At 64.5% G+C, this 12052-nt stretch carries 13 protein-coding genes and 1 pseudogene; 6 read left to right on the top strand and 8 right to left on the bottom strand.

Annotated features, from left to right (window positions below; translation table 11 throughout):
* Both NM2_RS46040 and NM2_RS46035 read left to right on the top strand, forming a co-directional pair.
* Window positions 1–550: catalase (locus NM2_RS46040; protein ID WP_157122044.1), on the top strand; the 550-nt coding region annotated here is incomplete at its 5' end.
* A gap of 177 nt (window positions 551–727) precedes the next feature.
* Window positions 728–1300 carry an NADPH-dependent FMN reductase gene (locus NM2_RS46035; RefSeq protein ID WP_067683880.1) on the top strand — a complete coding sequence of 191 codons (573 nt, stop codon included), beginning with the start codon at window positions 728–730 and terminating at the stop codon, window positions 1298–1300.
* Between the two features lie 294 nt (window positions 1301–1594).
* On the opposite strand, the gene NM2_RS46030 is transcribed toward NM2_RS46035, so the two are convergent.
* From NM2_RS46030 to NM2_RS46015, 4 genes are all read right to left on the bottom strand, one after another.
* Window positions 1595–2614: a zinc-dependent alcohol dehydrogenase family protein gene (locus NM2_RS46030; protein WP_067683869.1), complete on the bottom strand. Its 1020-nt coding sequence runs from the start codon at window positions 2612–2614 to the stop codon at window positions 1595–1597.
* A gap of 382 nt (window positions 2615–2996) precedes the next feature.
* Window positions 2997–3473, bottom strand: a complete 477-nt coding sequence (locus NM2_RS46025) for a Dps family protein (protein WP_067683866.1) — start codon at window positions 3471–3473, stop codon at window positions 2997–2999.
* Between the two features lie 188 nt (window positions 3474–3661).
* Entirely contained in the window at window positions 3662–4303 is a 642-nt protein-coding gene (locus tag NM2_RS46020; RefSeq protein ID WP_084532392.1) for a TetR/AcrR family transcriptional regulator, read from the bottom strand.
* Window positions 4300–5199 carry an NAD(P)-dependent oxidoreductase gene (locus tag NM2_RS46015; protein ID WP_084532391.1) on the bottom strand — a complete coding sequence of 300 codons (900 nt, stop codon included), beginning with the start codon at window positions 5197–5199 and terminating at the stop codon, window positions 4300–4302. Before NM2_RS46015 ends, NM2_RS46020 begins: the two co-directional genes overlap by 4 nt.
* Before the next feature lie 306 nt (window positions 5200–5505).
* On the opposite strand from NM2_RS46015, the gene NM2_RS46010 reads away from it, so the two are divergent.
* A complete protein-coding gene (locus tag NM2_RS46010; RefSeq protein ID WP_084532389.1) occupies window positions 5506–6195 on the top strand; it encodes an aquaporin in 690 nt (229 codons plus the stop codon).
* A 212-nt stretch (window positions 6196–6407) separates the two neighbouring features.
* Here the strand turns inward: NM2_RS46010 and NM2_RS50010 are convergent, their stop codons facing one another.
* Together NM2_RS50010 and NM2_RS50005 are read right to left on the bottom strand one after the other, a co-directional pair.
* Window positions 6408–6794, bottom strand: coding sequence for a hypothetical protein (locus NM2_RS50010; protein WP_157122042.1), 387 nt, complete (start codon window positions 6792–6794; stop codon window positions 6408–6410).
* Between the two features lie 412 nt (window positions 6795–7206).
* On the bottom strand, window positions 7207–7500 hold the full coding sequence (locus NM2_RS50005) for a hypothetical protein (RefSeq protein WP_157122039.1): 294 nt from the start codon (window positions 7498–7500) through the stop codon (window positions 7207–7209).
* 627 nt (window positions 7501–8127) lie between these two features.
* On the opposite strand from NM2_RS50005, the gene NM2_RS53280 reads away from it, so the two are divergent.
* Both NM2_RS53280 and NM2_RS46000 read left to right on the top strand, forming a co-directional pair.
* Complete coding sequence (locus NM2_RS53280; protein ID WP_084532387.1) at window positions 8128–8541, top strand: NmrA family NAD(P)-binding protein; 414 nt, start codon at window positions 8128–8130, stop codon at window positions 8539–8541.
* Between the two features lie 92 nt (window positions 8542–8633).
* On the top strand, window positions 8634–9596 hold the full coding sequence (locus tag NM2_RS46000; protein WP_067683857.1) for a DUF5996 family protein: 963 nt from the start codon (window positions 8634–8636) through the stop codon (window positions 9594–9596).
* Window positions 9597–9973: 377 nt separating this feature from the next.
* Here NM2_RS46000 and NM2_RS45995 read toward each other — a convergent pair whose 3' ends face one another.
* Together NM2_RS45995 and NM2_RS45990 are read right to left on the bottom strand one after the other, a co-directional pair.
* Window positions 9974–10828 carry an SDR family NAD(P)-dependent oxidoreductase gene (locus tag NM2_RS45995; RefSeq protein WP_169816372.1) on the bottom strand — a complete coding sequence of 285 codons (855 nt, stop codon included), beginning with the start codon at window positions 10826–10828 and terminating at the stop codon, window positions 9974–9976.
* A 92-nt stretch (window positions 10829–10920) separates the two neighbouring features.
* On the bottom strand, window positions 10921–11361 hold the full coding sequence (locus tag NM2_RS45990) for a MarR family winged helix-turn-helix transcriptional regulator (RefSeq protein ID WP_067683846.1): 441 nt from the start codon (window positions 11359–11361) through the stop codon (window positions 10921–10923).
* A gap of 118 nt (window positions 11362–11479) precedes the next feature.
* Here NM2_RS45990 and NM2_RS48535 point away from each other — a divergent pair.
* Window positions 11480–11836: pseudogene (locus NM2_RS48535) on the top strand (PPOX class F420-dependent oxidoreductase); the annotation flags it as partial.
* Window positions 11837–12052 lie beyond the last annotated feature (216 nt).

Raw genomic sequence — 12052 nt, 5'->3', positions numbered from 1 at the left:
ACCCGGCACCGGCCCCAGCCCAGACAAGATGCTGCTCGCGCGCTGGTTCTCCTACGCCGACGCACACCGGCACCGCATAGGAATCAACTACAAAGAACTACCGGTCAATTCGCCACACGCCACCGAAGTCCGATCATGGGCCAAAGACGGCGCCATGCGTCACCACAACCCGGGCGACCCGGTGTATGTCCCCAACTCCAAGGGCGGACCGCGCGCCGATCCCGCCGCGGCGGGACCGTCCGCGAGCTGGTATACCGACGGCGAGTTGGTCCGCACCGCCTACACCCTGCGCGCGGACGACGACGACTGGGGACAGGCCCGCACCATGGTCCGGACGGTCCTCGACGACGCCGCCAGGACACGACTGGTCGGCAACATCGTCACGCACCTGCTCGACGGGGTGAGCCCACCCGTGCTCACCAGGGTGTTCGCATACCTACGCAACATCGACACCGATCTCGGCGACCGAGTCGAACAAGGAGTACGCGACAAACAGGCGCAACTCGAACCGACCGCCGCACAGCGCCCGAAAGTCGGCCATACGAGATAGACCCTTGGCTGAATGAAAAGGCCAGCTACCCAGCAGGATACGACTGTTGTTCGATCTGGCCACCATGACCCGGCTCCGGCGATGGCGAACTCGACACCTGCCCCCGAACCGGTGACGACGCCGACCGACGGATCCAGCCCATCGGTACCGGAAGCTCTCTGGTCAGGAGGCAAACACGTGAAGAACTACACGGTCGGCTACATCATCGGCAGCCTGTCCGAGGTGTCGGTGAACCGGATCCTGTCCAAAGCCCTGATCCGGCTGGCGCCACCCGAGTTGACGTTCACCGAGATCCCGATCAAGCATCTGCCCCTGTACAACCACGATTACGACGCCGACTACCCACCGGAGGGCCGCGCCCTCAAGGCGGCCATCACCTCGGTCGACGCCGTGCTGTTCGTGACCCCGGAATACAACCGCTCGATCCCGGGCGCGCTGAAGAACGCCATCGACTGGGCCAGCCGACCATGGGGCGACAACTCGTTCGCGCTCAAGCCCTCCGCGGTCATCGGCGCCTCACCGGGCAAACTCGGCACCGCGATGGCCCAGCTCAGCCTCCGCAGCGTACTGGGCTACTGCAATTCCCCGCAGATGACCTCCCCCGAGGCCTACATCCAATTCCATCCGGACGTATTCACCCCGGACGGCGATGTCCTCGACGACTCCACCAAACGGTTCCTCACCAGGTTCATGGCGGACTTCGCCACTTTCATCGGCCGCATCCACGGAACGATCCCCCCACCCGACTGACCGGTCGCCGACGCGCGATAACCCACGGGCACCGCGACGAGGGCAAAACCGACACCGAAAACGCGCGGTAATCGCCGAAACCGCCCACATACGCTGGAATTTCATAAAGGCCCGGACCCCTGACTGTTCGAAAATGCCAGCGAGACAGAGCGTTCGGACGGGGACCTGCACCTACCGCCCGGTTGACAGGAAACCGCCAAACCACAGTCAAAACATGGCAGGACCTGGCCTCCGCGACCACGCCACGCGACGCCAGGCACCCCGTCAGGCTCCTGCACGGCCAGCGTCTGGCTCCTACTGTTCGAATACCAGCAGCGGTTTGCCCCCGTGTTCGGGAGCTTCGGCCAAATAGATTGCGTCGCTGAACTTTTCCAGGGGGATCGGCTGGCCCTCCGGCACGCGCAGCACGCCGCTGTCGGCGAGCGTAAGGGTCCGGTCGATCGCGGCGTCCATCCGATCCTTCGGGGTCTCGGTGATCCAACGGAACAGCCAGAATCCCCGGACGGTCTTGGTTTCGTAGATCAGTGAGCGCGCGAAGATCGGGATGGCGAGTTTGTCGGGATCGGTTTGGCGGTGCGTGGACAGCGCACCGTAGACGACCAGCTCACCGTGCGGTGCCAGCGCACGCGAGACGTCCGCACCCACCTGACCGCCGACACAGTCGATCGCCTTGGACACCCCGTCGCGCCCGGTGATGTCCGCTACCCGTTCGCGCAGGTCCTCGTCCTGCGTGCAGATCACCGCGGTGCCACCGAGTGCGAGGATGTCCTCGACCGCGGATCGGCGGCGGACCACGTTGAGGGTCTTGAAGCCGACGTGCGCTCCGAGTTGGATGACCAGCTGGCCCACGGTCGAACCGGCCGCGGTCTGCAGGAGCCATTCACCCGGTCGGACATCGAGCTCGGCACCGGTCAAGATCACGGCGGTGAGCGGATTGGTGAGAATCTGGGCGGCCGTGGAATCGCTCATGCCCGCGGGAACAGGCAAGACCCGCTCGGCCTCGGCAACGACGTACTCCTGCCACGTGCCCGTGACTCCAATGGTGACGACGCGTTGCCCGACGCTCAAACCAGCTGTGCCGCTCCCTATTTCGTCGATCACACCCACGGACTCGATTCCGGGTATGGCAGGGAACTCCGGGGTGAATCCGTATCTGCCGCGGATGGTGTGCAGATCGCTGGCATGGACAGGGACGGCCACCACCCGGATCCGGACCTCGCCGGGACCGGGCTCCGGAATCGGGCGAGCCCGCACGTGCAGGACCTCGGACGGCTCGCCCAACGTGTCGGCAACGAGAGACCGCATGGTTGTCATCTTCCCGGCGCTCCTCGAGTCGGATCCAGATCTCACACGGTTCGATGTGTATCGCGTCGACCTCGCCTTTCGACAGCCGAGATTCGATCAGCGCGGCCCAATCCAGCCCTACCAGCTTCAATGCTGCCACTACGGGAAGCCGCCGGCTCCGACGTGACCAAACGATCTACATATGGATTGCGAATTCGAACAGCTCTACCGACACGGCGTCGCGAGGTCGCGGCCAGGCTCGGATGCCACCAGATTTCCGTCGTCCTGCGGTGTCAGGACGTATCTTCCACTGTTCGGGGACTGACCGTGACCGAGTTCGTCACCGACGTACCGTCGAGATGGAATACCCCTCTTTTCTGGCTCGCCCGGTGGCAGCGTTTGCGTTGGCCGTTCATGCGGTGCGGTTCTCCGAGCTGAGCAGCCACGCCTGCTTTTCGAGCGCGTCGATGAGTTGGTGCAGCAGGTCGGCTGTCGAGGGGTCCTCGGCGTCGACGTCGTCGTGGACCTCACGGGCGGTTGCCGCCGCCCCGCGCAGCTGTGCGGTGAGCGCGTCGACGGTGTCGGTTGTGCTTTGTTCACCGGGATGCAACAGCGGCAGTGTGGTCGCCTGGGCAACGGTGGTCGGGCGACCGTCGGGCACCGCGTCCAGAGCGCGCATGCGTTCGGCGATGGTGTCGCCGGACTCGCGTGCCACATCGACGATTTCGTCGAGTTGCAGATGCAGATCCCGGAAGTTGTGTCCGACCACGTTCCAGTGCGCCTGTTTGCCGTTGAGGTGCAACGCGATCAGGTCGACCAGGACGCGCTGCAGATGCCCGGCGAGCTCGGTCGAGGCGCGGAAACGGGCGGATGATTGGACGGTTGTCATGATGTGCTCCTGTAGTTGGTCGAAATTGTTGTCGGCCGGTGTGTTTCGATTCAGATTCCCGTCGAGGACGAGGTTGTCGACGCGACGGCTCAGTTGGTATTCGAGGCGGCATGCCCATACAAAGGCGGTGGTGATCGGTTCGCGGCACGGGAAGTCGGCGTCAACGCTGCGGTCATCATGTGTCCTGCTCAGGGCGTTTCCGGGTCCGTGGTGTCGTGACAGGGTTCCGGTTTGGTTGGTGGGCGGATGCCGTCCAGGACGATGTCGACGATGTCGTCGACGAAGGCTCGGTCCAGTGGTGCGTGGCCGTGCATCAGCCGGTGGTAGATCGGGCCGTAGAGCATGTCCAGGACGGTTTCGATGCGTGTGCGGGCGGGGATCTCACCGCGAGCGATGGCTTCTTGCAGGATCATCCGTCCGTGGTCGCGACGCTGGTCGAGGAAGCGGGCGCGGTAGGTGAGCGCGAAATCGGGGTCGGTGAGCACTTGCCCGAGCAGTCCGGCGATGACGCGGCCGTAGGGGCGTCGGGTGATCAGTTCTGTCCACGGCCACAACAGGTTTCGCAGATCATCGCGCAGCGAACCGGTATCGGGCGCGGCGGGCGCGGATTCCCATGTCCGATACAGGGCGTCCATGGCGAGGGTTTCCTTGCTCGGCCACCAGCGGTAGATGGTGGCCTTGCTGACCCCGGCCGCCGCGGCCACGACGTCCATGTTCATGGCGGCGACGCCGTGCGCGAGCAACGCCCCCATCGCCACGTCCAGGATCGCCTCGCGGGCTTTCTCGTTGCGCGGCCGGCCGCGGCGCACGGTCGCAGATGCCTCGGTCACGGCCGGCTCCCGATGGTGGTGTCGGTGGCGGGTATCCGGCCGTGCAGGGCTGCGTACAGCCCGGCCAGGTCGCGGTCGGCATATCCGTGATCCACGGCGAGGTCGATGGCGTCGGAGGCGGCTGTGGCGGTGGCCATGTGTATGCCGAGACCGGCCGCTACCTCGGCCGCGAGGCGCAGGTCTTTGCGCATGGCGCGCATATCGAACCAGGCACGCTGGGGTAGGTGCAGGGCCATCGGGGCGCGTGTGCGCAGGGCGGGTGATCCGATGGGGCTGTCGGTCATCACCGAGGCGGCCTGAGCGGGGTCGATTCCCGCCTTCTCGGCCAGCATCAGCGCTTCGCTGAAGGCCAGGACCTGACTGGCGAGGTTGACGTTGATCGCCAATTTCAGTGTCAGGGCTTGAGTTCGGGTTCCGACGTAGGCGACCTGGCGGCCCAGGCGGTACAGCAGGGGTTCGATCGCGGTGACCGCGCCGAACGGCCCGCCCGCGAGGATGACCAGGCTGCCCTCGGCGGCCGCGGGCACACTTCCCGATACCGGCGCGCTGACCATGTGCGCGCCCCGGGACTCGACCCGGTCGGCGAGTTCGGCCACGGTGTCGGGGCCGACGGTGCTCATGTCGACCACGATCTGTCCGTGCCGCAGTCCGGCCAGGATGCCATCGGGGCCCTCGTGCACCGCCCGCAAGGCGGTGTCGTCGGACACCATGGTGAAGACCACGTCCACCGGACGGGTGACGTGGCGCGGGGTGTCCCGCCAGATCATGCCGCGTTGGACGAGACCGGTGGCTTTGGCGGGTGTGCGGTTGGTGCCGCACACGGTATTGCCATCCAGCAGACGGCGCACGAAACGACTCCCCATAGCCCCCAAACCAACGAAACCTATTGTCGCCATAGGTGTTTCCTTTCTTTCCGGAGTGCCGATGCGATCCGGGGTGATCGCTGTTGTGTCGGCGGCTGCGGCCGGGTGACCGCGGTGGCCCCGGATCGCGCCGGGCTTCCGCGCTCCGGTTCAGCACCTCTGCCAATTACGGTACTCATAGTTTTGTATATCGCCAGGGGTGATACAGGAACGTAACGCGGAAGCCGCTGTCGTAACCATGCTGCAACTGCAAATACAGGTTGCTCTGAGCATGCGGAAGACCCTCACGCCTACCGTTTCTCCTATACGAGCCTGAAAGTTTCGGAAAGGTGGAACCTCATGCCCGATACGACGAACCTCGACACGATCGGCGCCGACGCCCGGTCCGCGGACCCGGTACTGGAAGCTGCTCGCAGACTCACCGTCGAGGCGATCGGCACGTTCTTCCTGGTCTTCGCCGTCGGCGCTACCGCGCACAGCGGAACCGCTCTGGCACCCCTGGCTGCCGGAGTCGTGCTGATGGTGATGGTCTACGCGGGCGAACACGTCTCCGGTGGGCATTACAATCCCGCGGTCACCTTCGCCGTGCTCATTCGTGGCGGAATCCGGCCCGGCGCTGCCTGCGCCTACTGGCTCACACAAATCATGGCCGGGCTGGTCGCCGCACTCGTGGTCCCGGCGGTCGTCGACTCGCGTTTGCCGGATCACATCGACCCCACCGGGCGGGTGCTGGCCGACTGTATCGCGGTGGAATTCCTGTTCACCTTCGCGCTGGCGTACGTGGTGCTCAACGTCACCGCCGGTGGGCTTCCCCATCCGTGCCAGGGCCTGGCGATCGGATCCACCGTCGCGGCGGGAGCGATCATCGTCGGCGGTATATCCGGTGGCGCCTTCAACCCGGCCGTGGTCTTGGGCGCGATCACGATGAACCTGTTCGCGCCCGCCACGCTGCTCTATATTCCTGCCCAACTCGCCGGTGCGGGAACAGCAGGGGCGGTGTTCCGATGGCTCCGTCCCCGCGATACCTGACCGGCCGAACCGCCGAAACTCACACGGGGAAACAGGATTCGAAGACGACAGCCGACACCCCATCGCCGTCGCGCGAACACTCTGCCCGGTTCCGGATCCGATGCGGCCGTGGTCCTGGGCCTCAGTGGCGTGTGGTGGTGATGACTCCAGCGGTGCGTCGGTGCGGGCGGTCTGGAAGTAGTGGAAGAACGCGGTTGCAGTTGCACTGCAGGTCAAATCGGGCTCAGACGACCAAGGGCGTCGGCCGAGTAGGGGCGATCACCGCCGTTGCCGCCGCCGCCAGTCCCGCTGTTGCCGCAGCCACTCTTGTCACCGATATTAGGGTTGCGGCCGCAGCCGTTGTTGTTCTGGCCGTCGTAGTAGCAGGTGTCGGTTCCACAGCCATGCGGCGCCGAGGGTGGCACGTACGGCGGTGGTAGCGCCAAGTTATCGGCGGCAGCCTGGCCCCCGGACCGGTGGATCTGCACTACGCCCTGCCCTGTGGCCGGCGCGACAACGGCCGGAACCATCCCCATCACCGGAATTGCTGTCGCTATCGCTGCCAGCGCGAGCGTGACGAACCGCTTACGTATGGTTGTTCGGTGAATCTCCTTGGTCATCTCGTTGCCTTCCGGAACGGTAAACGACCGACACACCACCGATCGTCACCTCATATATCTAGTTCGCAGGGCGACGACATTGCTCGGAACCTCCGGAACGCGCGGCCGATGGTATCTCGATATCGGGGCAACGATCAGGAAGGTACACTTGGCATTATCGTTGCAGCGGCTGACAACTTTCAGTATGCGCCGACGAGTTCACTCACGCGAGAGCTGAACCTTGCTCAGATCAATCAACTGCGGAAATGCCCGTCGCCATCCACCGCAAAATGCCCACACGATTTCAACAGCCCGAAGAAGGACAACTGACCACGTTGTCATTCGGGCCGGCACACGCTGTCGAGCGCCACCGCCGAGATCGCACCGGTCAGCAGCGGTATCGGATGCACCGGCGACTCACCGATTCGCACTATCAACACGAATCATCAAAGCGCCCAACCGAACTCGTACCGGAAGAACTTTCCGGAGCCAGACTGCCGCAAGCACACTCGACGACATCGGCCACCTCGGATTCCAGTACGGCCCACGCGGCCAGCCGCCTGTCGTGCGTGGCATGGAGATCGCCCGAACCGAGGACGAGGTCATCATCGAGGCAGATGAATCCGTGTGGATGCGCCGGGATCAGCGCGCCTGCGGTCTCGACGGACGAGCGGATTGCCGTGTTAGCGTGACCGATGTGTGCGCCGGGGGCTTCGATGCCGATCAAGTTGCCCTGGTACGTGACGACCCGGACGCACGGTTGGGGCTGCTCCGCCGACTCTACGAACCACCGCCCGATCGAAGCGCTCGACATCTGCCGTACCGGCGGGCCGCGCTGGCCTTCATGGGCTGGCAGTTGCGGCGCGGACTGCTCAACCCCCTGACCAGCCCGGCCCCCGGCAGCCCATGGTGGCGTGCGGTCAACGAACGTCTGCTGCTGGACACATGCGAGGCGCGTGTCCGAACCTTCGGTGACGGGGATGAGCCCTCGACGCATAGCGCCAGGCTGTCGGTTGAATTCGCGAGGCGCCCGTCGGCGCGGACGGCCTCGAGCCGCGCCCCCCCAGCGCGTCCCGGTCGGTACGTAGTTCGCATGCTGCGGCATGCCCCAGGTTGTGGACAGGGGTGACTTTCGCACTGATCCTGTCGGCCATTGTTGGTGATAGGGGGCACACGGATCATCGCAATTCGCCACCACGCCGGACGTTCACGGGTACCGCGCCCCGCATTCGCGTTAATTCTGGACGTTCCTTCGATATTCCCGGTTCATCGCCGGTGTCACCGCCGATTGATCGGGCAAGCGTGTCGGTAGGCTTTGGCAATACTTCTGACCTACTGCCCGGATTGGAGTGCCATGACAAAATCCGTAGCTCTGGTGCTCGGTGCTACAGGCGGACAAGGCGGGGCTGTTGCCGATGATTTGTTGTCACGTGGCGCGGCGGTGCGAGCCATGGCGCGTGATACCCGAAGTCCACGCGCACAACGACTCGGCGAGCGGGGTGTGGAACTCGTGGGCGGATCGCTGGATGATCGGGCCGCGCTGACCGCGGCGATGGCGAACGTCGCGGGCGTGTTCGCTGTGACCAGCAGCTGGCGCGAGAAGATTTGGGGCAGTTCGTTGCTCACGTCCTGGCCGAGCCGCAGAAGTATCTCGGCGAACGTAGCGAGCTGGCCGGGGATTCCCCCACCCCAGCCGAGATGGCCGTCACGATCGGCGATGCATTGGGGCGCCCTGCCACCCATCGGCAGACTCCACTCGCCACGATAGCCAATGCGGACATGAACGCCAACCCGCTGAGGCCAGAGCGTTCCACCGAGTCCGGACCTGAGTCGAAACCGAGGACGAAGGGAATTACCGATATGGCGGAGACGAATTCCACCACCGCGTGGCCGCGGCTGCGGGTGGCGGACTGGACCGATACCCGCGAAACCCTGCACATGTGGACACAGGTAGTGGGCAAGATCCGGCTCGCACATGCTCCCTTGTTGAATCACTGGTGGCAGGTAACCCTCTATGTGAGTCCGCGCGGGCTGACGACTTCAGCGATCCCCTATGCCGATCGGCTCTTCGATATCGAATTCGATTTCTTCGCACACCGATTGGTGATCCGTGCCGACAACGGCGATACCCGCAGCGTGGTGCTCGCACCGAAATCGGTGGCGCAGTTCTACACCGAAACCATGCGAGCCCTGGACGAACTGGGGCTCGAGACCCGAATTCAGGGTCGCCCCAATGAAGTCGACCCGTCGATTCCGTTCGCCGAGGACACCCGGCACGCCTCCTACGATCCCCAGTCCGCGCAGACGTTCTGGAGGCAGCTCGTGCATGCCAACCGCCTGCTCAACGAGTTCCGTTCCGGCTTTACCGGTAAATCCAGTCCGGTGCATTTCTATTGGGGTGCAATGGATCTGGCCTGTACCCGTTTCTCGGGACGGACCGCGCCCGAACACAGCGGCGGTGCACCGCACTGTGCCGACTGGGTGATGGTGGAGGGCTATTCCCACGAGCTCAGCAGCTGCGGATTCTGGCCCGGAGGCGGCGCGGAGGGCGCGTTCTACGCCTACTCCTATCCCGAACCCGACGGTTACCGTGAACGTCGGCTACATGTGTCCGGCGCAACCTACGACTCCGACCTGGGCGAATTCGTCCTACCCTACGAAACGGTGCGTACCGCTGACGATCCGAACGCGCTGGTGGCCGAATTCCTGCGCGAAACATATAGGGCCGCAGCCGAACTCGGCAATTGGGATCGAAACACGCTCGAATGCAATCCGCTGCGGTGGGCCCTGAAGCGAGCTGCGGCGCCCTGGTCGCTGCGCTGACCCGAGGGAACGCCGTTCCGCCTCGAATGGTGCAGCCGAACTGGCGGCGGACGACCTCACCCTGCGGGACGCTGTCGCCGCTAGATTCGCGCATCGCTTACCGCAACGGTTTGTAATGCCCGACATCAGCTGAGCGGGGTAACGCCTGGGAACGAACAAGTCTCCTTCGATGACATCGCGGCCAAGAGTCAAGCAATCAACTCCGTCAAACCGGGGGAACATCACCAGATTGCCAGTCCCGAAGCAGATTTGGCCAAGCGACAGCGCGTGTTGATTCACTCACGGCGATCCGGTACCGGGTAAGGAACGAGATCGTGTTCTTTACCGTCTCAGCGTGTTTCGATGATCATCGTCGGCGTACGGCGAGGAACTTCTGTTCATCGTGATCGGGTGGCGGGCTCTGGTCGGTTCGAGATCGTTTCGTGGTAGGTCTTGCCCCGGCTCATCCCCAGCGCTTTGGCGATGGGTCGCCGCGTGAGAGCGGCGGCGATCGTGTCGCCGACGCGTGGTGACACCGCCTCGCCGAGGAGCAGCATATTGGCTGTTCGCGGCAATACGACGCGTCGCTTCCCGCGCCGGACCGCGGCTATCACGGCGTGCGCGACATCGTCCGGCGACAACGGGGTCATGTGCCGGAACGGTGCAGGCATCTCGGCTTCGGTGGCCTCCCGCAGCAGGTCGGTGGCGGTGAGTGCGGGATGGATCACCGAGACACCGATGTCTGTGCCGGCGAGTTCCTGACGAAGGCTGTCCGAGAACGCCGAGACCGAGTGCATCACGATCGCATAGGAGCCGAATCGGGCGAACGCCTTGCGGCCCATCACCGATGACATGTTGACGATGGCTCCCGACCCCTGCTGTCTGAGTATAGGCAGCACGTGTTGGGTCACCGTGATCATCCCGAAAAGGCTTGCCTGGAGTGTCTGGCGGACATCGTCGGCGAACGCCGACGATTCGATGCCACCCACTTTCCCGATTCCAGCGTTGTTCACCAGCACGTCGATTCGCCCGAACCGGTTCACGCTAGCCTCGACCAGGGCCGCCACGGCATCGTGGGAAGTCACGTCGGTCTGTACCGACAGGGCTTCGGCACCGAGGTCGCGAACTTCGTTCTCCACCTGGGCAAGCCGCTCGGCCGAGCGCGCTGCGAGAACCACCCGTGCTCCCTCCCCGGCAAATGCGAGCGCGATGGCTCGGCCGATTCCGCGTGAGGCACCTGTGACCAGCACCACTTTGCCCGCGAAGGATGTATTCATGATCCCACCTCTCTTGATGTATATACAACATTCGTTCGTCGCACTGGATGCGGGCCGATACGCTTCATCTAAGCGTCCGACACGAACCCCATGCTGGTCGCGATCTCATGCACCGCATCCACGCCTCTCGCGCCGAGAAGCTGCGCGGCGTCACGCTGAGCCTGCCGCCACTCGGGCAGCACGGACTCGATCTTGGCTCGGCCGTTACGGGTGAGCGCGAGCTCCCTGACCCCTTTCGCATCCGAGGACAGGGCCTCGATCCAGCCGCGGTTCAGCAGCAGATTCACATTCCGGCTGACCGTGGACCTCTCCAGTTGCAGAACATCACCGAGCTTCGAGGGCGGACACGGGCCGACCATGCCCAGCGCCGCCAGCAGATTGACCTGAGCAAGAGTGACACCATGACCGGCGAGAGCACTGTCGTAGAGACTCGTGAGGGCCCGGCTGATCAGCCGGGCCCTCACCGCCAGGCAACCTCCCACGATTTCGTCGATCGAGGAACCGCTCATCTCGCCATTGTTGTATATACACCAAGTCGCGTCAACTCTGATCACCCGCCAGGCACCAGCGACATCGCAACGGAGTGCCACCGGAAGCCGTTCCGGTCCTTACTTATCGGATATCGGCATGCCGGCCTCATACCCTGACCTAGCCCGGTCCCGTTACGCGCTGCTGCGAAGCTTTCGACGCGACGGCAGCGCGGTCGACACCCCGATCTGGTTCCGGCTCGACGGCAGCGCCCTCCTGTTCCGCACCAAGATCGACCCGAAGACCCGGCGACTGGCCGCCACCCCAAGCGTCGAGCTTCGGCCCTGCGATTACCGCGGCCGGACCACCGGCAACCCCACAGGGGCGACCGGACACGCGGCGATCCTCTCCGGCGACGACGCCGGGGTCGCGAATCGAGCGCTACGAAAACGATACGGCTGGCAGTGGAACCTCGTCCCGATGATCAGGGTCCCCGGTGTGGTAAACGTCCACCGGTCGAGTGCTTGCTGCAATGTCTCGACATCGGTGTGCAGCCTGGCTTCCTCGGTCCTGGCCGAGGTGAGCGCGACTTGGTGCTGTTGCTGGATCTTTTCGATCTGGTTCAAGGTGCCCAGGTCGCGGGCGATCTGATCCAGGATCGTGCGGAGCTGCTGCAGCGACACGGTGCCTGGGATCGGGGCAGTGTGAGGACTTGTGTGCCCGGTCATGGGG

The sequence above is a fragment of the Nocardia miyunensis NBRC 108239 genome (assembly GCF_001613065.1).
Lineage (GTDB): Bacteria > Actinomycetota > Actinomycetes > Mycobacteriales > Mycobacteriaceae > Nocardia > Nocardia miyunensis.
Note: the sequence above shows the minus strand (reverse complement) of the source record. Positions and strands in the feature narration are given on the sequence as shown.